This window comes from Collinsella sp. SGI.180 (genome assembly GCF_050313455.1).
Lineage (GTDB): Bacteria > Actinomycetota > Coriobacteriia > Coriobacteriales > Coriobacteriaceae > Collinsella.
The window spans coordinates 1-23,403 of sequence record NZ_JBNPLL010000008.1 but is presented as its reverse complement, the minus strand read 5'-3'; the positions used below and the strand labels follow the sequence as shown (position 1 = coordinate 23,403).

Genomic DNA, 23,403 nt, shown 5'->3' with positions numbered 1-23,403 from the left:
CGGGGGCTCCTAATGGCTGGAATAGCAGGTGGTGTGGGCGGCGCGGAAGCGGCAGTGCTCGCGCATGCGGCAGATATTGCAGGTGGGGCGACTCTGGGCGTCGTGGACCTCGCCGTCAAACAGGCCGATCACCGCGGTCACGCTCTTGGTGGGCATGAGCAGGCTGGTAGGTGTGACGGTAAGCCCAATGAGCCGCGTGGCGTTGAGTGCAGCCACGATTGAACGCTGAGCCGTAAGCGGGCAGTCGCCGTAGCCGGGACTGAAGCGCCAGTTACCGGCGAGTCCGTGTGCGGCGGCCGCAGCCTTGACCTGCTGGTCCATCTGCTCGACGGCAGCTTCCACATAGGCGGAGCACGCGGCATCGAGCACGGCTCCCTCTAGGGGCTGCTGGGTTCCCGTGGTGCGCAGACGACGCTCGGCGTCCATGCCGAGGGTGCATGCCATGAGCGCGGCAAAGCGGGCGTCTTTGAGATGTCGATAGATATCGCGACCGCGCAGCTCAACGTTGGTTCCAACCAGACGGATGTTGGGCTCTCCCTGCTCGTCCACGCCCATGGCATCGACGGCAAATACGCGGCGCACGCCACGGGGCTCAATGTCCAGTTCCAAACGTTCAACGACAAGCTCAATACGCTGCGACAGCTCGGGCTCAATCTGCTGGCCGCCGTAACCCAGATACCGCAGCATCTCGGCACGATCGACGCGGGGATGGTGGGCATCATCGATACGGTAGAGCGCCGGCGACGCAAGGTCGGCCGGCACTTCACCAAAAGCTGTATCGATGTGCGGTTTTTCCATTACCCCAGGCGCTCCATAATGGTTGCGGCGATCGCAGGACGATTCATAGTGTACAGGTGCAGGCCGTCGGCGCCGTGCTCCTTAAGGTCGCAAAGCTGGCGGGCTGCATAATCTACACCGGCTGCCTGCAGGCTCTCGGGGTCATGCTCGTACTTGGCGAGAATCTTGATGACGGGGGAGGGCAGCGACGCGCCGCACATAAAGACCATGCGGCTGATCTGCGACTTGCCCATAAACGGCATGATGCCCGCGGTAATGGGCACAGTGATACCGGCCTTGTCGGCAAGCTCGCGAAAACGGTAGAAGCACTCGTTATCAAAAAAGAGCTGCGTCACAAAGAAGCTCGCGCCGGCGTCCTGCTTTTGTTTGAGATATTCGACCGAGAGGTTGAGGTTCTCACAGGCAATGTGGCCTTCGGGGTAGGCTGCGGCGCCCACGCAAAAGCCGGCGTCGACGAGCTCGGGGATGAGATCGCGGGCGTAGGCGTAGTCCGAGGCGGGCTTGTCATCCTCGCTCGCGCCGGCGGGAAGATCGCCACGCAGGGCCAGCACATTTTCTACGCCGGCGGAGCGGTATTCGTCGATCTTGGCAGCGATATCGGCATGCGTGCGGCCAACGCAGGTGAGGTGCGCCACCGAGGGCGTATCGAATTCGCTCGTAATCATATGCGCGATGGGGGCGGTGGTGGCGCCGTTGCCCGAGCCGCCGGCCGAGCAGGTGACTGAGACAAAGCTCGGCGAAAGCTTGCACAGATTGCCAGCCACCTCGCGAGCCGTGTCGAGGGTAAGCTCGCCCTTGGGCGGGAACATCTCAAACGAAACGGGCGTGGTGCCCTGGGATGCTGCCTGCTTAAAAACCTCGTCGACGCGCATGTCGTGCTCCTTTAGATACATTAGCGTGATGTGTTGTAAGGATTCTACAGCACCGCTGCGCTACGGTGGAGTTTTACTCGCTATTTGGAAATATCAATCGAAGATGTTTCGCTATCGGCATTCCCTATAACAGCGTAGCTAATTTGGAGCTTTTTTACCCCATCAACCAGGTACGCAGGGTAGTCTTTTTGGGACGGGGCTTTTTTAGCTACCCAATCCGGCGCCTCCAAAGCTTGAGACCATATTTAAATAGGGCAGCTAAATTTAAATAGGGCAGCTAAAAAAGCCCCGTCCCAAAAAGACTACCCGTAAACCATGCGGAGAGGTCTGCAATTTATACAGTTGATTGACTGTTGAGGGTGGCAACATCGCCGCGATGCGGTAACCTCATTGATTAGTTTCGCGACGGCAACATAACGGTAATGTCGCGGAAACACGGCGAGTCTAAGCTATGACTCGTTCGTTAGTAATCAACACCGCTTCTCACGCGGTGCCGATACGAAGGGAGTTCCGTATGGCCGAACTTACTGACCGCTTCGGGACCATGGTGTTCTCTGAGGAAGTCATGAAGGACTACCTCCCCAAGGACATTTGGAAACGCCTTGCTGCAACCCTCGAGGACGGTGAGCCGCTCGACCTGGATGTGGCCAACGCCGTTGCCCATGCCATGAAGGTTTGGGCCATCTCCAAGGGCGCGACGCACTACGCGCACTGGTTCCAGCCGCTTTCGGGCATTACTTCCGAGAAGCACGACAGCTTCCTCGAACCCAACCACGACGGCACCGCTATTACCAAGTTTACGGGAAAGAACCTCATCCAGGGCGAGCCGGACGCCTCCAGCTTCCCCAACGGCGGCCTGCGTGCCACCTTCGAGGCCCGCGGCTATACCGCTTGGGATCCCACCAGCCCCGCCTTTATCAAGGACGATGTCCTGTGCATCCCCACGGCTTTCTGCTCCTACACGGGCGAGGCCCTGGACAAGAAGACCCCGCTGCTGCGCTCCATGACCGCGCTCTCGCGTGAGTCCAAGCGCGTTTTGGCGCTGTTTGGTAAGACCCCCAAGAAGGTCGTTCCTTCCGTGGGCGATGAGCAGGAGTACTTCCTGATCAAGAAGGACGCTTACCGCAAGCGCAGGGACCTGGTTATCACCGGCCGCACCCTCTTTGGTGCTGCTCCCTGCAAGGGCCAGGAGCTCGAGGAGCACTACTTTGGCGCTATCCGCCCCACCGTCTCGGCCTATATGAAGGACCTGGACGATGAGCTGTGGGCGCTTGGCATTCCCGCCAAGACCAAACACAACGAGGTCGCTCCCTGCCAGCATGAGCTCGCCCCCGTCTATGGCGAGGTCAACGAGGCCATCGACCAGAATCTGGTCATGATGGAGAAGATGAAGCTCATCGCCTCCCGCCACGATTTGGTCTGCCTGCTGCACGAGAAGCCCTTCGAGGGCATCAACGGTTCGGGCAAGCACAATAACTGGTCGCTTGGCACCGAGTCCGAGAATCTGCTCGATCCGGGCGACACCCCGCTCGACAACCTGCAGTTCATCGTCTTCCTCACCGCGGTGATCGAGGCCGTCGATAACTATCAGGAGCTCCTGCGTGCCTCCGTTGCCTCGGCCGGCAACGACCATCGTCTGGGCGCCAACGAGGCTCCTCCGGCGATTATGTCCATCTTCCTGGGCGACCAGCTTACCGAGGTCGTCGAGAAGATCATCGATGGCAAGGCTTCCGTCCATGCCACGCGCGGCGTGCTCGACCTGGGCGCCGATACCCTGCCCAAGCTGATGCAGGACAACACCGACCGCAACCGCACCTCTCCGTTCGCCTTCACCGGCAACAAGTTCGAGTTCCGTGCCTGCGGCTCCGAGCAGAACGTCTCCGACTCCAACCTGGTGCTCGATGCCGCCGTGGCCAAGTCGCTCAAGTCCTTCGCCGATGCACTCGAGGGTACGCCCGAGGATAAGTTCCAGGACGCCGCGCTCGAGTACTGTAAGAAGGTGCTGACCGATCACCAGCGCATCCTGTTCTCCGGCGACGGTTACTCCGACGAGTGGCCCATCGAGGCCGAGAAGCGCGGCCTTGCCAACAACAAGACCACGGCCGACGCTCTTCCCGCTTTTGTTTCCGATAAGGCTATCGCGCTCTTTGAGGAGACGGGCGTTCTGACCAAGGCCGAGGCACAGTGCCGCTACGACTGCAAGCTCGAGAAGTACAACAAGCTCATGAACATCGAGGCTACCACGATGATTCGCGAGGCACGTCGTACCTATCGTCCGGTCATCACCGCCTATGCCACCAAGGTCGCTAAGGGCCTTGAGACAATTCGTGCCGCCGGTGCTGAGGCCGCCATGCAGTGCGAGCAGAACACGCTCAACAAGCTCTGCAACGGTATCACCGCCATCAACGACTCCATCAAGGCGCTCGACGCCGTGCATCAGAAGGCCGAGGCTCTCAATGGCCAGGAGCAGGCCAATGTGTATGCACACGAGGTCGTTCCCGCTATGGATACGCTGCGTGCCTCCGTGGATGCCATGGAGGAGATCGTGGCCGCCGACTACTGGCCGGTCCCGACCTACGATGACATCCTGTTCTACGTGTAGGGCATAGCCAACATATCGTCACGGTATTAAGCCGGGGTCCGCATCGCGCGGGCCCCGGCTTTTTGATGCGAAGGACGCTTTGGAGTCCGTTTTGCCGCCGATTTGCCGGGGTCCGCACCCTGTCGGGTTCGAATCCCGGCGTTGGGGTAGAAAAAAGCCCGCCACCGCGAGGGTAACGGGCTTCTCGTTTCAAATGGTGCCCCCAGCGGGATATCCGCGTGCGGCTGGCGCCGCCCGCCTTCGCTGCGTCGCTTCGCTCCTTGCGTGCTGCGCTGGAAAACGCTTCGCGTTTCCTCAGCTCCGCACCCTGTCGGGTTCGAATCCCGGCGTTAGGTAGAAAAAAGCCCGTCACCGCGGGGGTAACGGGCTTCTCGTTTCAAATGGTGCCCCCAGCGGGATGTCCGCGTGCGGCTGGCGCCGCCCGCCTTCGCTGCGTCGCTTCGCTCCTTGCGTGCTGCGCTGGAAAACGCTTCGCGTTTCCTCAGCTCCGCACCCTGTCGGGTTCGAATCCCGGCATATGGGTAGAAAAAAGCCCGTCACCGCGGGGGTAACGGGCTTCTCGTTTCAAATGGTGCCCCCAGCGGGATTCGAACCCGCGATATCCACCTTGAAAGGGTGGCGTCCTTGGCCGCTAGACGATGGGGACAGCGGGAAAGAGTATAGCAGACTTTTTTGTCGGCGCGTATATCGTTGGCAAACTGGAAAACCACCACACAGGAGCTGGCCCTCTCCCCCCGATCTTCAAAAATCTCAATCTATAACATCTGGGCGGGTAAATCGGCCTTATCTGTTACAGATTGAGACAAAATGCAGGCGTCGGGACGAACGTCTCAATCTGTAACAGTAAGACGACCTTTGGTGGTCTAGATGTTACAGATTGAGACAAACCGCTGGGACGGGTCAAAACCACCACAAAGATGCCTGTCCCTTTGTGGTGGCGGGGCGTTAGGGGAGGAGCTTCATCGCGGCGTCGTGGGCGGCGTGCTCGTAGGTGTCGTCGAGGGGCTTGAGCGGCAGCAGGGCGGCGGCCTGTGCATCGCCACGGCGCTCGAGGGCATGGGCGATGAGCCAGTCGGCGAGCTCGGGGTTCTTGGGCAGTGCCGGTCCGTGTAGGTACGTGCCGATGACGCCCTTGTAGATGAGGCCCTCAAAGCCGTCGTCGCCGTTGTTGCCGGTGCCCGTGACGACAGATGTTCCGAGCGGCGTGGCCTCTGCATCGAGCAGGGTGCGGCCGCCGTGGTTCTCGAACCCCACAAAGGGCTCGGGTGCCAGGTCGGTCTTGACGGCGACGTTGCCTATCAGGCGGTCGGAGCCGCGCACGGTCTCGGCGGCGATGACACCTAGACCCTCGATGCGATTCTCGCCCATATAGTACGAACGACCGAGCAGCTGATAGCTGCCGCAGATAGCGAGCAACGAGCCGCCGTCCTCAACATATGTCGCAACCTTGTCCTTTTGAGCGAGCAGCTCGTGTGCCACAGCCAACTGATCGCGGTCGGCACCGCCGCCCATCATGACGATGTCGGCGTCGGTAAGATCGAGCGTCTCGCCCATGCGGACCTCGTCCACGCGCGCGGGAATGCCGCGCCAGGCGCAGCGGCGCTCGAGGGCGATGACGTTGCCGCCGTCGCCATAGAGGTTGAGGGCATCGGGATACAGATAGACGATGCGCAGCGGGCGCGGAAGCTCGACCGGCGCAATATCGGTGGGGACGGCGCTGCCATCGGTGCGTGTTACGGCGCAGGAGGCAACCGAGCTCGCATCGGCGTCTTTAAGTCCGTCGAGCTCTTTGACCAGCGGCGGGAATGCCGTGTAATTGGCGACGGCGTAGAAGGTGTCATCGGCTGCCTCATCTGCCACGGCGCCGATCGCCTGCTCGATATTCGAGATGATGGCGGCGTCGATGCCGGCGTACTTCAGGCGCACCTGCATGTCGTGCGCGCGCGTACCCCCGGCAAAGGCGATAAGCCCTGGGGTATCGGCGATGCGCTCGAAGTCGACGTCGTAGATCCACGAGACATCGTGGCCGTCGGCGTCGTTGTCATTCAGGAAGAAGGCGCAGAGTCTGCCGCCTGCCGTTTTAATGGACTGGATCTGGCGATCGAAGCCCACGGGATTTTTGGCCAGGTTTGCCTCGACGGTGCGGCCGGCGATTTCCCAGCGGCCCATGCGTCCGCCGGCGGGGACGTAGGCATCGAGCGTGGGCTGCAGATGCGCTGCGTCCACGCCCAACTCGCGCGCCGCAAAGAAGGCGGCGGCAACGTTGTAGACCATGTACAGGCCGTTGTAGCGTGTGGCGATGTGCGTTGCGGGCGCTTTTGCCTCGGGTCCAAAGGTCAGGTCAAAGCCGTAGCCGTCGCAGCCGAGCTCAACGCCTGTCACGCGACGGACCAGCGCGGGGCGACTCCAACCGCACGAAGGACAATGATAGGCGCCGAGCTGGCCGTACTGCACATAGTCGTACTCCAGCGGCGCGTTGCATTGCGAGCAAAAACGCGAGTCGCTAATGCGATCGGACTCGGTGCCCGTGGCGCCGTCGATGCCAAAGGCGATGCTCACATTGGGGACGCGTGCGGCGATCGAGGCGCAGAGCGGGTCGTCGGCGTTATAGATGAGCGTCGTTGCCGGCGAAAGCTCCAACGCGTGGGCTATGACGTCCTGGGTGTGGTCGATCTCGCCGTAGCGGTCCAGCTGGTCGCGGAACAGGTTGAGCAGCACAAAGTAGGTCGGCTTGAGCTTGGGCAAGACGCGCACCGTGTAGAGCTCGTCGCACTCAAAGACGCCTACGCGCTTGCTGCTGGCGGCACGCTTAAGATCGCTGCGGCCCTCGAGCAGGGCACCCACCACGCCCGGCTCCATGTTGTTGCCGGCGCGGTTGCATACCACGGTGGCGCCGCTGGCGGCAACGGCGTCGGCGATGAGGTTGGAGGTGGTGGTCTTACCGTTGGTGCCGGTGACCACCACGCTGCAGTCGACAAGGCTCGCGAGGTCGCTTAGCAGCTCGGGGTCGATCTTCATGGCGATACGGCCGGGGAGTACGCCGCCCTGGCGCTTAAGGATGGAGCGCAGCCCCCAGCGGGCGATATCGCTCGAAGTGCAGGCGAGAGATGAGCGGAAGTTCATGAAGCCGTTCCTAACGTGAATGACATGGTCATGGCGATCGTGCCGTTAAAAGCCGTAACGGCGCGCAAATTCCTGGGCAAGCTGCGATACGTCTTCGCAAGCGCTGGCCCAGGGGGCAAAGTCGGGAGTATCCGAGATGATGCCGTCGGCCTCCCAAACTGCCTGATGCGAAAGGTCCCAGGGGTCGTGCGGTTCGGGCCGGCAGGGAAGGTACGGCGTCTGATACATGGGGTTCAGCAAAAAGAACGCGCCGCCCTCGCAGCGGTTGGCAAACTCACGCAGCGCGCGTGTCGCCGGGCGCATCTTGTTCGTTTTGAACAGCAGGATCGTGCGGGCGAGCAGGTACCAGGGGGAGTTCTCGAGGACATCGGCCCCCATCTGCTCCTCGAGCTGGTGGGCCAGGGCAAAAAAGCCGTCCTCGTCTTCCAGACGAGCGAGGGCGAGTAGCACGGTGCCGGCAGCTCGGGTGGGATAGCCTTCCGCCTTAAGAACACGGCGAGAATAGTTGACGGCAGCACGGTAGCGAGCGCTCGCCATGCACAGCTGCGAGATGGCCTCGAGCGTGTGGAGCCACCCGATAAGCGCCGGCTCGCTCACGGTGAGATCGGCCGCCGTCACGCCGTCTGCCAGCACCTTGTTGGTCCAGTAGTGCGGGGCCTCCATATCGAATCCGGGCACGCTTTGCCGTAAGTAATCGGCTGTGGTCGCCTCGAGCTTCATCAGGTCGCCCAGGCAGGCGTCGACGGGCGTGTCCGCCAAAATGATGGCAAGCAGCTGGGCATCGAAGACATACGCATCGACGCGGACGATCTTGAGCAGCTCATCGCGCATATCGTCGAACAGGCGGTTGCGCGTCTGCTCAAACTCCTCATCGCTGCCCATATCCTCGATACGATGGAGCTCGTCGAGCAGGTGGCGGTGAACACCGGCATAGGAAAGCAGTGCCTGGGCATGCTCGGTCTGCGCATACTTATGAGGGTTGACGCTTACGTCGTTATGGACAAGATCGCGTGCTGCATCGGTGAGTTCGGGGTGCGACGCAACGTAGGCGCGCTCCAGGTAGGCGGGGATGTAGACGCTCGGATCCATTAGAGGTCTCCTCCCTTAAACGGCAAGCCCTGCTCGGCCGCCCGCAGGATGCGCTCGTCGATCTGGGAACGCACGATATCGTTGGTGGCGACCCAGGCGGCAAAGCTGGCGTTGTCGGGGGCGCCCAAGCCCTCCTGCAGTACCGGCGTCGCTTCGGACAGCGCAAGGACAAGCTCGTCGGTGGAGCCCACGCCCACGTTGACGCGGGCATAGACGCCATCGGGAAACTCGGTTTGAAAGTAAAGCGCCTCGGCTGCGTGCGGGCACGAGCGCGCAAGGATGCGCAAGTAGTGTTCGGCGCCCTCGTAGTCCAGCTCGCGCCAGGCAGCGCTCATCAGCGCGATGAGCGTCCACGGGTCTAAGTCGCGCTCCGCGTCCTTGGGACGACGGCGCAGCGGCGTGTTGGCAAGATAGGGGACGGAGTGGGCAGAGCGAAAGCGTTTGAGCTCCTCGGCGGGGTATTCGAGTTTTGCCATGGCGAGCATCGCAGTGTGGCGGACACCGGCCGGATCGTTGGGGGCAAAGTCCAGGCTGCGGTTTGCGGTTTCGAGCGACAGGCGGTAGCGGCCGCTAATGAGGGCGCGCGACGCAAGGGCGGCAAGCCAGCGCAGGTAGGGGCGGCGTGTAAGGTCGCCTGCGGCCTCGCGCTCGTAGGGGTCCTGCGCCGAGGCGATCTTGAGTGCCAGGTCGTGCTCGACTTCATCGCGCTTGGATACCAAGTACTGTACGTACTCCTCGTTGGAGTTAGCGGTGAGGGCGGTCAACATGCGCTGAGCGTCCCAGTTGGTCGGGTCGAGTGCGGCTGCCTCGCGAAGCATGTTTTCGGCAGCGGTCTCTTCTTGCTCTGCCTGGGCATCGTCAGGGATAAAGGGAATGCGGTAGTCGACAGCCTCGACTACCTTGGCAATCAGATGTCCGGCGCGGTCGCGGTCGTGCACGATGAGCGGCGCGGGGTTGCGGGTGAATTGTTCCATCAGACGCTCTACGGCAGGGCCGTCGGTGAGCGGGATATTGTCGCGGCGCAAGGCCTCAAGAACGAGGCGATGGCAATCTTCTTGAATGGGATCGAATGCCATGGGGCCTCCTTTGCTGCGGTTAGGGTTCAAATGTCTCTATATAAGGTTCTAGTTTACCCGCATGAGGCACATTGGGAGTGCCGCACTTGGACATGCACCTTTGCACCACGAAGACGGATGTCGCACAAATGTCGGCACCTTGGACGACCGAGTGGTATCACGGTGCCGCAAACGGTCGATTTTTGGCGGCGAACGGTGTGTCTTTTGGAGGGGCACAGTCCTGCCCTGGATATGTGGTCAAGCTTGATAAAACGTTTGCCCAGCTTGGGAGTATGAATGCCGCATAAGGGTCTTCAGGGATAGAAAAAACGTTTCATCATTGTCGGCTTTCGGTAAATAACTGACCAACCAGAACGGTAAAATACTATTTGTCTGAGCGTTGAGACGTTTAGACATCGCGCATTGTCATCGCCGGCAACGCGCGAAACGGTCCTAACGGAGCCAATCGGGTGCTCCGTTATATACGCAAGTCTAAGAGGGGCTTGTTTAGGAGGCACAGTATGGGACGTTTTACCAATCCTCGCGATCTGTACTTTGGTGAGGGCGCTCGCCACGAGGTGAAGAACCTCAAGGGCAGCAAGGCCATCATCGTGACCGGCGGCGGCTCCATGCGCCGCGGCGGTTTTTTGCAGGACGTCGAGGCCGACCTCAAGGAGGCCGGTTTCGAGGTCAAGCTGTTCGAGGGCGTCGAGTCCGATCCGTCCGTCGAGACGGTCATGAAGGGCGCCGAGGCCATGACCGAGTTCCAGCCCGACTGGATTATCGCCATTGGCGGTGGCTCGCCCATCGATGCCGCTAAGGCTATGTGGCTGTTCTACGAGTATCCCGAGGAGACCTTCGAGGAGGCAGTCGTCCCGTTCTCCTTCCCGGAGCTCCGTCAGAAGGCTCACTTCTGCGCCATCTCCTCTACCTCCGGCACCGCTACCGAGGTCACCGCGTTCTCCGTCATCACCGACTACGCCAAGGGCATCAAGTACCCGCTGGCCGACTTCAACATCACCCCTGATGTCGCCATCGTCGACCCCGAGCTCACCTACACCATGCCCGCCAAGCTGTGCGCTCACACTGGTATGGACGCTCTGACTCACGCCATCGAGGCCTACGTTTCCACCGCTGGTTCCATGTACACCGACGCCAACGCCCTGCATGCTATCCGCGAGATCGTCGAGTGGCTGCCCAAGTCCTATCAGGGCGATCATGAGGCCCGCCAGCACATGCACGACGCCCAGTGCATCGCCGGCATCGCCTTCTCCTCGGGTCTGCTGGGCATTGTCCACTCCATGGCTCACAAGACCGGTGCCGCCTTTGAGGGCGACCACATCATCCACGGTTGCGCCAACGCCATGTACCTGGGCAAGGTCATCCAGTTCAACGCCAAGGACGCTCGCGCCAAGAGCCGCTACGCCTTCATCGCCAAGGAGATCCTGCACCTCGCCGGCGAGACCGAGGACGAGCTGGTCGAGGCTCTGGTCCAGGAGATTCGCGACCTCAACGACAAGCTCGACATCCCGCAGGGCATCAAGAACTACGGTGCCAAGGGCGTGAAGGCCGACGAGTCCATCATCGATTACGATGAGTTCGAGGCTAAGAAGCACGACGTTGCCGCCAACGCCATCCTCGACGCCTGCACGGGCTCCAACCCGCGCCAGCCGTCTCAGGAGGAGATGGAGCAGCTGCTCGAGTGCGTCTACACCGACACCCCGGTCACGTTCTAATCGGCACACATTGTTCTGATAAGGGTCTCGCGCTCTGTGCGCGGGACCCTTTTTGCTATGGTGCAATCTAACCTGTCCTCAATGCGCCAAGTTGCCACAAGGGGACAGGTGGCTTTGCACCAATCGTTGTTTGATGAAGGGCGGATTCTCGTATGGCGCTTCCTATGGTTTATGGCGGTCCCGGCCGGTATGTTCAGGGGCCGGGCGAACTTTCGCGTCAGGGCAGATATTTGTCATGGTTGGGCTGTGCTGCCTATGTCTTGTTTGACCAGGGCACCGAGGATCGGCTGTGCAGGCAGATCGTCGATGGATTTCTGGACGAAGATCTAAGCGAGCCGTTCTTTAAGATTTATGACGGTCCGTGTACGGAAGATGCCGTTGTCGAAATGGCCAAGGAAGCCCAGGCCGAGTATTGCGACATGGTGGTCGGCATCGGTGGTGGCAAGATGCTCGACATCGCCAAGGCCGTTGCGTTTTATGCCGAGCTGCCGTTGTGCGTATGCCCCACGGCGGCTTCGATGGACGGCCCGTGCAGCGCGATTTCGGTGCTGTATCACGAGGATGGGTCGTTCGACCGCTATCTGATGCTCGAAAAGAATCCAGATTTGGTTGTGGTCGATACCGGCGTGGTCGCGGCAGCCCCGCTGCGTATGACGGTCGCTGGCATGGGCGACGCACTGGCAACGTATTTCGAGGCGCGTTCGTGCGCCGCGGCGCACGGCGCTAACGAGCACGGTGGCGCGCCGGGACACTTGGCCTTGGTTGCGGCTCGTGCCTGCTATGACACACTCATGGAGTGCGGCGTCGCTGCCAAGCGCGATCTTAAAAAGGGTCGTATATCGCCGGCGGTTGAGCGCCTGATCGAGTGCAATATTCTGCTCTCGGGTGTTGGCTTTGAGAGCGGTGGCCTAGCGCTTGCCCATGCCATCGCCAACGGCCTGACGATTCTGCCCGAGTGCAAGGCCATGCACGGTGAGGCCGTGGCATTTGGCCTGGTGGTGCAGCTTCGTTTGGAGCGCGCACCCGAGCTTGATCAGGTGCTCGAGTTTTGCCGGCGCGTTGGTCTGCCGACGACACTCGAGGAGCTGGGCCTTGGCGAGATTTCCGATGATGACCTGCTGAGCGTTGCGGACGCAACTTTTAAGAACGAGCGCAATATGGCTAACGAACAGGCCAAGGTGACCAAACAAAAGCTCGTGCAGCTCATGTGCGAGGCATAGCTTGGCGCTTGATTGACCTTGTGCAATCGAGGCGGCGATAGGCCATAGGCTATTTGTCTCAATGATGCGCCGCATGTAATTTGCCCGAGGCGTGGGCCGATGGCGTATCATTATCTCTTGCTTGTTTGCACTGCTCAGGGAGGGGCCGCGCATGGCGCAGGAACACGATCTGTTTGATGACATTATCGAGATCAGCAAGGGTTTCGACTTTCTTAAAAACCCACTTGGCGGCGTGACCGATGCGCTCGATCCGTCGGCGCCGCAGTGGAATCCCGCCGACTATAAGGAGCGTCCGCGCGGCAACACCATTCCGTGCCTGACCTGCAAAAACGAAAAGAGCGGCTGCTCCGCGTGCATGGATGTGTGCCCGGTCAACGCTATCGAGGTCGAGGAAGACTCCATCGAGATTCTCGACTCCTGCCGCAAGTGCGGCCTGTGCGCCGCTGCCTGTCCGACCGAGGCAATCATCTCGCCGCGCCTGGCGCCCAAAAACCTGTATGACGACATTGTCTCGGCGGCAACGAGCCACGAGACCGCCTACGTTACCTGCACGCGCGCCCTCAAGCGCATGCCGCGCGAGAACGAGGTCGTCGTTGCCTGCGTGGGCGATATTACGGCCGAGACCTGGTTCTCGGTACTGGCGGACTATCCCAACGTGAGCGTGTACCTGCCCCTGGGCGTGTGCGATAAATGCCGCAACACCGGTGGCGAGGATATCCTGGGCGAGGCGATTGCGAAGGCTGAGGAGTGGTCTGGCACGGGTATGGGCCTGGAGGTCGACCCCAAGAGCCTCAAGTGCCATAAGCTCCGCGAGTACGAGCGCAAGGAGTACATGGAAAAGATTGCCCGCACGACGGGTCTGACGGTGACCAAGCTCAACCCGGCGACGGCGGCGCTGGCCTCGGTGACGCAGAAGTTGAAGGCCCATCGCCATCAGATTACCCAGCTGGAGCGCACGCTCAACACCATGTGCGGCACCACGACGGCAAAGCGTCGCCGTTCGCTCACGCATGGGCGGCAGCTGGTGCTTTCGACACTGCAGAACCATCCCGAGCTTGCCCAGAACATGCAGGTGAGTACTCCTGAGTGCGATTTTGACAAGTGCACATCGTGTGGCGAGTGCGTCAATGTATGCCCCACGTTCGCCTGCGATTTGGTGGGAAGCGGCCGCTTTGCGTTGGAGTCCACATATTGCTTGGGCTGCGGCGCCTGTGTCAAGGTTTGTCCCGAACATGCGCTCAAGCTGGTCGAACACGATGCGTCCAACTTGGTTGTCGTCGACCCCGAAGCCGAGGAAAAGGCCGCTCAGAAGGCCAAAGCCCACGAAGAGGCCCAAAAGGTAAAAGCCGAGGCGAAGGCCAAGCTCGACAAGATGCTCGACCAGGTGGAGAAGCTCGCGGACTAGCCAGCTACCCCAATCTCTGCTTCATTTGCGCCGCCGCGGTGTCCGGATTCGCCCGGATGCTGCGGCGGCGCTATACTTATGCAGTTTGAAGTACCTGTACCAAAAGGAGCTGTCGTGTCCCTTTCCATCGGTATCGTGGGCCTGCCCAACGTGGGCAAGTCGACGCTGTTCACCGCGCTTACCAAAAAGACCGGCCTTGCCGCCAACTACCCGTTCGCCACGATCGACCCCAACGTGGGTATCGTCGATGTGCCCGATAGCCGCCTGCAAAAGCTCGCCGACATTGTCAACCCTGGCCGCATTGTGCCGGCTACGGTCGAGTTTGTCGACATCGCGGGCCTGGTGAAGGGTGCCAACGAGGGCGAGGGCCTGGGCAACCAGTTCTTGGCAAACATTCGCGAGACCGACGCTATCTGCGAGGTCGTGCGCTATTTTAAGGATCCCAACGTCATGCGTGAGGTGGGTCGTACGGGCGAGTTCGTCGATCCCGCCGGCGATGCCGACACCATCATGACCGAGCTTATCCTGGCCGACATGGGCACGCTCGAGAAGCAGCTGCCTAAGCTCGAGAAGGAGGCCAAGCGCGACAAGGAGCTCATGCCCAAGTTTGAGGTCGCCAAGCGCCTGCTCGCCTGGCTCAACGAGGGCAAGCGCGCCGCGTCCATGGAGATGACCGACGAGGAGCGCGCCGCTGCCAAGGGCCTGTTCCTACTCACCATGAAGCCCATCTTGTATGTGGCCAACGTGGACGAGGACATGCTCAACGAGGACCTGGCGCCCATCGATGGCGTCAAGCCACTGCCGATCTGCGCCAAGATCGAGGCCGAGCTTTCCGAGCTCGATCCCGAGGATGCGGCCGACTACCTGGAGAGCCTGGGCCTGGAGCAGCCCGGCCTGGACGTGCTCGCGCAGGCAGCCTACAAGCTGCTCGGTCTGCAGTCGTTCTTTACGGCTGGCGAGATGGAGGTCAAGGCCTGGACGGTGCGTCAGGGCGCGACCGCCCCGCAGGCCGCCGGTGTCATCCATACCGACTTTGAGCGCGGCTTTATTAAGGCCGAGGTCATTGGCTATGATGACTACATCGAGCTCGGTGGCGAGCAAGGCGCCAAGGCTGCAGGCAAGCTGCGCATCGAGGGCAAAGAGTATGTCATGGCCGATGGCGACGTCGTGCACTTCCGCTTTAACGTGTAAGGACGGCGAGCATGTTTAAATATGGAAAAAAAGCTGGCTACATGGGCATCGCGCTGCTGGTGCTTGCAGTGCTTCCGCTGGTGGTCGCAGCGTTTGTAATCCCTAACATTGGTCCCGAGGTGGCAACAAAGTTTAATGCCGCCGGCGAGGTGACGCGCTGGGGCAAGAGCTACGAGCTGCTGGCGCTGCCGGTACTCAACCTGCTGCTGAGCGTGGCGACGTACTTTACGGCGGGACGCCAGGCAAAGAACAATGAGGACTCCGCCGCCATGGCGCGCATCGTGTGCGAGCGCTACCTGCGAAACGGCTGCATCACGGGCGCATTCCTCAACGTAATTAACGTCTACTTTATGTATTCGGCGATTACCGGCACAGGCTTTGGCCTGGGCTTTTAGCTTGCGCCTTTAGGCAACGAGCCTGCAAGCATATTCGATGGCTGCTGCGAGGCCGCCGCTCGATCGTGGTTGAAAGACCACATCGGCGGCGGCCTCGTTTTCGTATCCGGCACCGCGAAGGCAGAGCGCAATACCGGCTTCCAAGAGAAGGGGCAGGCCACGCCGGCTGGTTGCTATTACTACGGCCTGGTCAAGGGTGCAGCCGTGCGCTTGGCATTGGATGGCAAGTTCACCTTGCGCCGGGCAAGGGACCAAAACGGCGGCGACGCGACTTGATAGCAATGCAAATGCTGTGCGCTCATCGGGCGAAAGGCACTCTGCCTCAACGACGACGAGCTTGGGCGGTGCGCTGTTTGTGCGAAGCGTGGCTCGGTACATGCGGACCGAAGAACCCGACATAGAAAACTCCTGTATATTGGGCAAAACGTAAACTATAGTTTACGTTTTTGTTTTGCTCCATTTCAAACTCGTCTGCATGAACGAACATGCGAAACAGATTCTTGGCGAGCGAGTCGAGCGGACGCGCAAGGCCCTTGGTATCTCCAAGGTCGATTTTTGCGTGGCGGTTGGAATCAGCCGACCTTATCTCGATCAAATCGAAAGCGGAACGGCAAACAGCACGCTCGAGATTTTATTTAAACTTGCGCCCGCGCTTGGCATGACGGTGTCAGAGCTTCTCGAGGGCATTGAGTAGGCGTTTTTGCTAGATTTGTCGTTTGCTGAACGGGTCCCCCCGACGGCGGCGTGCAAAAACCCGAGTATTCAGCATCCCTCAATAAATTGACAGCAACCGAAGGCGCAAATACGATGCTTGCTGTTTTGGATTTTCCACAAAATTCATTATTATGAGGAATAATAGACGCGTGGGACGAGCCTATCGAACCGAAAAGCGATTTACAGCTAGCGGTTTTAGCGTTTCCGGAAGGGGCGGGTGCTGAAAACTCCGCTTTTTGCACGTTCCGAGAGGTACCACGTGCCCTACAAGGCCCAAAGAGGCGGATTTTGTTTTAGCTACACCATCGGGATGCGGTCATGGTTGACTTGGCTGTAGAACAGGCGCTGAATCTCGGCCGCATCACGTGACTGGCCGAGCGCCCACATGGTCTTGGCCACGAGCGTTTCGGTGGTCATATCGTCGCCGCGTAAAATACCCGGATGGTCGGCGTAGGCACGGCCGACCTCATAAACACCCAGATCGAGGCCCTCTTCGGGGACCTGTGTGGTCATAACGACGGTGCGACCCGAATCGACCCAGCGGAAAATCGCCTCCTGGAATGACTCGCCGGACTCGCCAAACTCGGGAATACCGCCAATGCCAAAGGTCTCCAGAATTACGGCGTCGTAGCTATCGGTCAGGGCGTCCAATATGCCTGGATTCACGCCGGGTGTGAGCTTAAGGACAAACACGCGCGGGTCGATACGGTCGTAGAAACGAACCGGGCTCTCATTCTGGTGGGTGCCGTGGAGCCCGTTGCGCACGATGCGGTCGTTGCGGATGTAGGCAATGGGCGGATAGTTGACGCTAATGAACGCGTTAAAGCTCATGGTGCGCTGCTTGCGGGCGCGCGTGCCGGCGATGGCCACACCGCCAAACACGATTGAGACGTCGTGCGAATGCTCGTCAAGCGCATAGAGCAGGCTCTGGTACAGATTGAGCTTGGCATCGGTAAAGGGGTTGCCCATGGGCTTTTGCGAGCCGGTGAGCACGATGGGCTTGGGGCTGTCCTGAATCAGGTAAGAAAGCGCCGCCGCGGTGTAGCTCATGGTGTCGGTGCCGTGCAGAATCACGAAGCCGTCGTGGTCAGCATAACCCTCGACGATGACGTCGCGGATCCGCATCCAGTCACTCGGGCGCATATTGGTGCTGTCGATGTTCATGGGCTGCACGACGTCGAGCTCGCAGAGGCCCGAGATCTCGGGGACGCTCTGGGCGAGTTCCTCACCGGTTAGGGCGGGGGAGAGGCCGTTGCCGTCCTCGGTCGATGCGATGGTGCCGCCCGTGGCGATGAGAAGGATGCGCTTCATGTTGGTGTTCCTATCGTATTTGCCGCCCCAGAGGCGGAGTCGTTCGGCAGTATTGTGGCACAGGGTGTCCAATGTTCAAACGTATTACATCATCTGTAACGTTTGGTAACACTTCAATTGCCGTCAAATAGGGGCCCAGGTCGTGCGTTTGCCGTGCGCTGATGGCTGCGAGGGACGAGAAACCCCATATAACGTGTACACTATGAAAGTTATTCTCGTTTATTCGCGCGGGTGGGCATCGGCTCCCCGCCAACAAGAGGGGGAAACCATGGATCAAAAGGCTTCCGCAAAGGTCCTCGTACTCGACTTTGGTGCGCAGTACGGTCAGCTCATTGCCCGTCGCGTCCGCGACCTCAACGTGTATTCCGAGATTGTTCCCTGCGACATCTCGGCCGATGAGATTCGCGAGATGAACGCCTCTGCGCTCATCCTTTCCGGCGGCCCGGCCTCCGTGTATGCCGAGGACGCTCCGTCCATCGATCCTGCCATCTTTGACCTGGGCCTTCCCGTCCTGGGCTTCTGCTACGGCCATCAGATCACGGCCGTGACGCTCGGCGGCAAGGTCGGCCACTCAGAGGTGGGCGAGTACGGCCGCGCTACCATCACACGCACGGCCGGCGCCAAGCTCTTTAACTCTACGCCCATGAAGCAAACCGTGTGGATGAGCCACCGCGACGCCGTTTCCGAGGTACCCGAGGGCTTTACCGTTACCGCCAGCACCGACGTGTGCCCGGTTGCCGCCATGGAGTGCCCCGAGCGCAAGATTTTCACCACGCAGTTCCACCCCGAGGTCAAGCACTCCGAGTACGGTCAGCAGCTGCTGAGCAACTTCCTGTTTGAGATCTGCGGTCTGGAGCCCAACTGGAGCATGGACAACCTGGTCGAGACCATGACGGCCGAGTTCCGCGAGAAGGTCGGCGACGACCGCGTGATTCTGGCCCTGTCCGGTGGCGTCGACTCCTCCGTCGTGGCTGCGCTGGGCGCTCGCGCCGTGGGCAAGCAGATGACCTGCGTGTTCATCAACCACGGCCTGCTGCGCAAGGGCGAGCCCGAGCAGGTGGAGGAGGTCTTCACCAAGCAGTTCGATGTCGACTTTATCCACGTTCACGCCGAGGACCGTTATGCCGAGCTTCTGGCTGGCGTGACCGAGCCCGAGGAGAAGCGCCGCATCATCGGTACTCAGTTCTGGAAAGAGTTCTTCGCCGTGGCGCAGCAGCTCGAGATCGATGGCAAGCCGGTCAAGTACCTGGCTCAGGGCACCATCTACCCCGACATCATCGAGTCCGGCGCTCGCAAGACAGGCGGCAAGACGGCCACCATCAAGAGCCATCACAACCTGATCCCGTTCCCCGAGGGCGTACACTTCGACCTCATTGAGCCGCTTGATCACTTCTTTAAGGACGAGGTCCGCGCGCTTGGTCTGGCACTGGGCCTGCCGGGTCATATCGTGTTCCGTCAGCCTTTCCCGGGCCCGGGTCTGGCCATCCGCATCATCGGTGCGGTCGACAAGGAGAAGCTCGAGATCCTCAAAAACGCCGATGCCATCGTGCGCGAGGAGCTGGATGCCTACAACCAGCGCCTGTTTGAGCAGACCGGCGAGCGCAACTCCGAGCACAGCTGCTGGCAGTATTTCGCGGTCCTGCCCGACATCAAGTCCGTTGGCGTTATGGGCGACGAGCGCACCTATCAGCGCCCGATCATCCTGCGTGCCGTCGAATCCAGTGATGCCATGACCGCCGACTGGGCCAAGCTGCCCTACGATGTGCTGGCCCGCATTTCCGGCCGCATCGTTGCCGAGGTCCCCGGCGCCAACCGCGTGTGCTACGACATTACGTCCAAGCCGCCCGCGACCATCGAGTGGGAGTAGTCGAAAGGCTATTTCGAGGCGTCGAATTTCCGTCCGCTGAGTACCGCAGAGTGTCGCAGCGTACGGAAGAAACGCAAAGCCCCCAGCAACTTGGGGGAATAAATTGAGCGAGATACCCCCGATTTCCACTTGAAATCGGGGGTATTTTTTATGCTTTGACCTGCTGTTTTAGGAAGTTTTACTCCTAATTGCCGTACAGGGCGGACATGGCGGCACCCCACGGACGGGGAGTAAAAGGTTTGTTGGGGGAGTAAATTGTCCCAGTCGCCTGTCCCAGTGGGGCAAAACGGACCCCAAAACTCAACTGAAACTCAACGGGGCGAAATATGGTGGCTTTTCAGCAAAACCGCAGGTCAACAATGGGGAGTAAAAAATTACTCCCCCAAGCGATTTTATCGGCTTTAACCCACTTCGAATGGTGGGTTTCGGGCATAAGAAAAGCAGGTGTTTCACTCCCAATTGCGGGGGTAAAGCCACCTGCTCGCGTTTCAGTAAATATTTACTCCTAGAATTTGGCCTTCCAGTCGGCGTATTCCTCCGGCGTGATCTCTCCGGATTCCAGCTCGTTTCGCTTTGCGGCCCAGGCCTTGAGCATCTGGGCCGTCTTGGGCGCCTTCTCGGCAGACGCGTCGATAGAAAGACCAGAGCCATCCTCAGCGGGCACGATGCCGAACTCGTCCTCCAGCTGCAGAAGGAGGCCCAGGAGGTCTCGGGCGTTCTCTACCCCGAAGTCCTTCAGGGCAAGCGGGGAGATGTCGAGGGCTTCGGCAATGGCCTCCACCTGAGGCTGCTTGGGGGTCCTGAAATCCGTCTCGTAGTGGCGGATCGCACCCTCCGAGACGCCGATCCTCTCGCCCAGTTCTCCCTGGTAGAGCCCGCGCAGCTTGCGGTAGTACCTGATCTTCTCGCCAGTCGTCATCTTCCCTCCTGAAAATCTAAACCTCGTAATTCTAGCACCGTACGCAAACGTACGCAATTTCTTGACAGTACGAAAGCGTACGATTATGATTCGCTCATATCAAACGTACGTAATCGTACGATATTAGGAGGACAAATGAACCAGGAAGAAAACAGGCCCACCATGCTCAACGCCGAGCAGGTCGCACAGAGGCTGAACATGTCGAAAGGGTTCGCCTACAAGATCATCCAGGAGATGAACGAGGAGCAGATCAAGAAGGGTCGCGCGGTGGTCAAGGGCCGCGTCCGCTCCGACCACTTCGAGGCAAGATTCTTTGCCGGTGATGAAGATGCCCGTATATAGAAGCGAGAACGGGACGTTCTACTCCCAGTGCTTCTACCGCGACGGCAGGGGCGCGAAGCGGCACAAGGTCAAGAGGGGCTTTGCCACCGAGCTCGAGGCGCTCATGTGGGAGAAGGACTTCCTTGCTGTCCACAACGGCACCATGGACATGCTCTTCGCGGACTTCGTCGACGTGTACGCCACCGAGATCAAGCCTCGAATCAGGGAGCACACCTGGCTGACCAAGGAGTACATGATCAAGGACAAGATCATCCCCTTCTTCGGGAAGATGAGGATGTCCGAGATCAAGCCCATCGACGTCGTCCGCTGGCAGAACCAGCTTATCGACCACAAGGACGCCAACGGGAAGCCGTACTCGGCCACCTACCTCAGAACCATCAACAACCAGCTGAACGCCATCTTCAACCATGCCGAGCGCTACTACGACCTGACGGGCAACCCGTGCAGGAAGGTAACGAAGATGGGCTCGAAGAAAGGCGGAGAGATGAACTTCTGGACGAAGCAGGAGTATCTGAGGTTCTCGGAGGCCATCATGGACAAACCTCTTTCCTTTTACGCTTTCGAGGTCCTCTACTGGACAGGTATCCGCTGTGGAGAGCTCCTCGCCCTCACCCCATCCGATTTCATCTTCGAGACCTCGGAGCTCAGCATCACGAAGTCGTATCAGCGTTTGAAGGGCATCGACACCATCACCGACCCGAAGACTCCGAACTCCGTGCGAAGGATCGCCATGCCCAAGTTCCTCGCCGAGGAGATGAAGGAGTACCTGGAAGACTTCAGAGACGACCTTGGTCCCCATGACCGCATCTTCGACGTGACGAAGTACTACCTGACGCACGAGATGGAGTGCGGATGCAAGGAGTCCGGAGTCAAGAGGATCAGGGTCCATGACCTGAGGCACAGCCATGTCTCCCTGCTCATCGAGATGGGCTTCTCCGCGTTGGCGATCGCTGATCGCGTTGGCCACGAGAGCACCGATATCACCTACCGTTACGCCCACCTCTTCCCGAACAAACAGACCGAGATCGCCAACGCTCTTGAGTGCACCAAGGAGGGCTAGCCATGCCCTGCCCCAACTCTGCACGCAAGAGGTCGAAGACCATGGCTTTCAGGGTGAGCCCGGAGGAATACGAGCGGATCACCAATTTGGCCAAGTTGAGCGGGATGGACAAGCAAGATTTCATCATGGCCAAACTGATGGATCACGAGATAGTCGTAAGACCCTCTACGAGGGTCTACAAGGCCTTGAAAGACGCAATGGCGGAAATATACCAGCAACTGCTCAGAATCCGCGCAGGAGGCGAGCTGGACGCCTCAATGGAGGAAACTATCGGACTGCTGGCGAAGTTCTTTGACGGCCTTGCGCCAGCTGCAGACACCACCAGCAATATCGACCGAGAATACGAAAGTGTTTGGGATCTTGAGAGATACTAGGGTGTCCGTTGGTAGGGACAAGGTGCCATCGTACTCATCGTAAAATTCTTCTGGCATTGATACACAACGACAGGGGTTTGGCATATGAATTTCAATGCGTGCGTAAGGCCCGAAACCATCAGCAGCCCAACTAGCTTGGCGCATCCTTTTGGACGCGCCAAGCTAGTTATCCCCAATCAAAAGAACGATTATGGGAAGAATGAATCCGCCACGCTCGAAGACCTGTATGGGATGGAATTTGTAGCGGCCTACGTCCTTTGTAACGCTTACGCAAACGGTGAAGCGAAACCTCAGGCCGTTTTATTTCGATTTGAGAACTGCGATGTTCTGCTTAAAGTTAATCGGTGTTCAGGTTGTTTAGAGATGCAATTGGAAGCTCTTGATCTTCGAGCAATCCGTTATTCAGTCCCACTCAATCAAGATTGCTATTACTGGCAACTCGACTATAGTTCCTTGCATTTAACTGGGAATACCCTGATTTCTTTCAAGCTCAAACTGGACTCATCAAGCAACGATGCACAACGAGCTGAGTTTAACCTTGGAAATGGGAGGATAATCTTTGAAGCAAATCGCCTTTACATCATCGATACGTAGTAGTAAAGGACTTCGCTTGCCGGCAGTCTTTCCTCGTAAATCTCCAGGCCATTTTGAAGGTTAACCTGACTTGAATCAATTTTAAAATGCAGCCTGCTTGATCGCGTTTCCGACGGAAGGATCAATGCGGAACAAGTATCTAAGCAATACTCCTCACCGGTTTTTGGGTTGATTAAATGAGAAAGCAGCATCGTATACACAAGTTGCTTGTAATCAACATCGTCAACAGAAGAGTAGTACTTGGCATCAAAGATGCACTGCAACCCATCGTCTAAAAGATAGTAATCTGGCTCCATGGTTTGGCCGGGGCTTGCAATATTTAACGCATAGTATGCTTTATTAAAATCGGAAGGTCCCGTTGGCGAGTCCGACAAACAAAGTTGTCCATTACAAACTCCCTGAAAACGAGAACGTAAATACGATAAGGCAGCGCTCTCCCAGATTTTTTCAAACGAGTAATGCTTCAAGTAATATGGGCCGCCTATATTGGTCCCACTAAAAAAGGAAATGAGAGCATCAATCAGATCAATTTTTGTGTCAAGAAACGAGCGATTGCGTTCCTCCAATAACTTCCCGATAACATAGTCCTTATTCTCGAGAAGATTACGATTCGGATAATGAGAAAAGCTTTCACCCTCAAACAAAAAACCAAACCGAGAAAGCGTATACCCAATAACGAAAGACATACACTCCGTAATCAAGGTCTCAACGTTTTTTGTGGCCCTGTATCTTAAAG

General features: G+C 59.0%; 21 protein-coding genes and 1 tRNA gene. 13 read left to right on the top strand and 9 right to left on the bottom strand.

Translation table 11 applies throughout. From position 1 onward, the window contains the following. Positions 1-9: 9 nt before the first annotated feature. On the bottom strand, positions 10-798 hold the full coding sequence (locus ACQRAP_RS04735) for a hypothetical protein (protein WP_427747553.1): 789 nt from the start codon (positions 796-798) through the stop codon (positions 10-12). After that, positions 798-1,670: a methylenetetrahydrofolate reductase gene (locus tag ACQRAP_RS04730; protein ID WP_427795025.1), complete on the bottom strand. Its 873-nt coding sequence runs from the start codon at positions 1,668-1,670 to the stop codon at positions 798-800. Before ACQRAP_RS04730 ends, ACQRAP_RS04735 begins: the two co-directional genes overlap by 1 nt. 514 nt (positions 1,671-2,184) lie before the next feature. Here ACQRAP_RS04730 and ACQRAP_RS04725 point away from each other — a divergent pair. Beyond that, positions 2,185-4,272, top strand: a complete 2,088-nt coding sequence (locus ACQRAP_RS04725; RefSeq protein WP_427747551.1) for a glutamine synthetase III — start codon at positions 2,185-2,187, stop codon at positions 4,270-4,272. Between the two features lie 569 nt (positions 4,273-4,841). Here ACQRAP_RS04725 and ACQRAP_RS04720 read toward each other — a convergent pair. From ACQRAP_RS04720 to ACQRAP_RS04705, 4 genes are all read right to left on the bottom strand, one after another. Further along, positions 4,842-4,918, bottom strand: a tRNA-Glu gene (locus tag ACQRAP_RS04720). Positions 4,919-5,217: 299 nt separating this feature from the next. Next, on the bottom strand, positions 5,218-7,395 hold the full coding sequence (locus ACQRAP_RS04715; protein ID WP_427729125.1) for a MurT ligase domain-containing protein: 2,178 nt from the start codon (positions 7,393-7,395) through the stop codon (positions 5,218-5,220). Between the two features lie 45 nt (positions 7,396-7,440). Beyond that, a complete protein-coding gene (locus ACQRAP_RS04710) occupies positions 7,441-8,484 on the bottom strand; it encodes a hypothetical protein (RefSeq protein ID WP_427729127.1) in 1,044 nt (347 codons plus the stop codon). Continuing rightward, entirely contained in the window at positions 8,484-9,560 is a 1,077-nt protein-coding gene (locus ACQRAP_RS04705; protein WP_427795024.1) for a hypothetical protein, read from the bottom strand. The genes ACQRAP_RS04710 and ACQRAP_RS04705 overlap by 1 nt, the downstream gene beginning before the upstream one ends. A 500-nt stretch (positions 9,561-10,060) precedes the next feature. On the opposite strand from ACQRAP_RS04705, the gene ACQRAP_RS04700 reads away from it, so the two are divergent. From ACQRAP_RS04700 to ACQRAP_RS04670, 7 genes are all read left to right on the top strand, one after another. After that, positions 10,061-11,275 (top strand): iron-containing alcohol dehydrogenase, encoded by a 1,215-nt coding sequence (locus ACQRAP_RS04700; RefSeq protein ID WP_117794788.1) that lies wholly within the window; start codon positions 10,061-10,063, stop codon positions 11,273-11,275. Between the two features lie 152 nt (positions 11,276-11,427). Then, entirely contained in the window at positions 11,428-12,495 is a 1,068-nt protein-coding gene (locus ACQRAP_RS04695; RefSeq protein ID WP_427795023.1) for a glycerol dehydrogenase, read from the top strand. A 151-nt stretch (positions 12,496-12,646) separates the two neighbouring features. Continuing rightward, entirely contained in the window at positions 12,647-13,900 is a 1,254-nt protein-coding gene (locus ACQRAP_RS04690; RefSeq protein WP_154517950.1) for a 4Fe-4S binding protein, read from the top strand. Positions 13,901-14,014: 114 nt separating this feature from the next. Beyond that, entirely contained in the window at positions 14,015-15,091 is a 1,077-nt protein-coding gene (ychF, locus tag ACQRAP_RS04685; protein WP_089572784.1) for a redox-regulated ATPase YchF, read from the top strand. An 11-nt stretch (positions 15,092-15,102) separates the two neighbouring features. After that, positions 15,103-15,486, top strand: a complete 384-nt coding sequence (locus ACQRAP_RS04680; protein WP_154517947.1) for a DUF1648 domain-containing protein — start codon at positions 15,103-15,105, stop codon at positions 15,484-15,486. A gap of 69 nt (positions 15,487-15,555) precedes the next feature. Next, positions 15,556-15,762, top strand: coding sequence for a hypothetical protein (locus tag ACQRAP_RS04675; protein WP_427795022.1), 207 nt, complete (start codon positions 15,556-15,558; stop codon positions 15,760-15,762). A 199-nt stretch (positions 15,763-15,961) separates the two neighbouring features. After that, entirely contained in the window at positions 15,962-16,180 is a 219-nt protein-coding gene (locus ACQRAP_RS04670; RefSeq protein ID WP_427719445.1) for a helix-turn-helix domain-containing protein, read from the top strand. Between the two features lie 317 nt (positions 16,181-16,497). On the opposite strand, the gene ACQRAP_RS04665 is transcribed toward ACQRAP_RS04670, so the two are convergent. Further along, positions 16,498-17,511, bottom strand: a complete 1,014-nt coding sequence (locus tag ACQRAP_RS04665) for an asparaginase (RefSeq protein WP_427795021.1) — start codon at positions 17,509-17,511, stop codon at positions 16,498-16,500. Between the two features lie 268 nt (positions 17,512-17,779). Here ACQRAP_RS04665 and guaA point away from each other — a divergent pair, with 268 nt between their 5' ends. Continuing rightward, positions 17,780-19,378 carry a glutamine-hydrolyzing GMP synthase gene (guaA, locus tag ACQRAP_RS04660; protein WP_427795020.1) on the top strand — a complete coding sequence of 533 codons (1,599 nt, stop codon included), beginning with the start codon at positions 17,780-17,782 and terminating at the stop codon, positions 19,376-19,378. 505 nt (positions 19,379-19,883) lie between these two features. Here guaA and ACQRAP_RS04655 read toward each other — a convergent pair. Next, the gene (locus tag ACQRAP_RS04655) at positions 19,884-20,297 is read right to left on the bottom strand and encodes a helix-turn-helix domain-containing protein (protein WP_427729137.1); all 414 of its coding nucleotides are present in this window, start codon (positions 20,295-20,297) and stop codon (positions 19,884-19,886) included. A gap of 135 nt (positions 20,298-20,432) precedes the next feature. On the opposite strand from ACQRAP_RS04655, the gene ACQRAP_RS04650 reads away from it, so the two are divergent. From ACQRAP_RS04650 to ACQRAP_RS04635, 4 genes are all read left to right on the top strand, one after another. Beyond that, positions 20,433-20,639 carry a hypothetical protein gene (locus ACQRAP_RS04650; RefSeq protein WP_024963414.1) on the top strand — a complete coding sequence of 69 codons (207 nt, stop codon included), beginning with the start codon at positions 20,433-20,435 and terminating at the stop codon, positions 20,637-20,639. After that, positions 20,620-21,699: a tyrosine-type recombinase/integrase gene (locus ACQRAP_RS04645; RefSeq protein ID WP_427795055.1), complete on the top strand. Its 1,080-nt coding sequence runs from the start codon at positions 20,620-20,622 to the stop codon at positions 21,697-21,699. Before ACQRAP_RS04650 ends, ACQRAP_RS04645 begins: the two co-directional genes overlap by 20 nt. Positions 21,700-21,701: 2 nt before the next feature. Then, positions 21,702-22,073 (top strand): plasmid mobilization protein, encoded by a 372-nt coding sequence (locus ACQRAP_RS04640; protein ID WP_058985406.1) that lies wholly within the window; start codon positions 21,702-21,704, stop codon positions 22,071-22,073. 84 nt (positions 22,074-22,157) lie between these two features. Beyond that, positions 22,158-22,667 (top strand): hypothetical protein, encoded by a 510-nt coding sequence (locus tag ACQRAP_RS04635; RefSeq protein ID WP_427729139.1) that lies wholly within the window; start codon positions 22,158-22,160, stop codon positions 22,665-22,667. On the opposite strand, the gene ACQRAP_RS04630 is transcribed toward ACQRAP_RS04635, so the two are convergent. Beyond that, the coding region (locus ACQRAP_RS04630) for a hypothetical protein (protein ID WP_427795019.1) at positions 22,649-23,403 on the bottom strand (755 nt) is incomplete at its 5' end. The two genes, ACQRAP_RS04635 and ACQRAP_RS04630, sit on opposite strands and share 19 nt — an antisense overlap.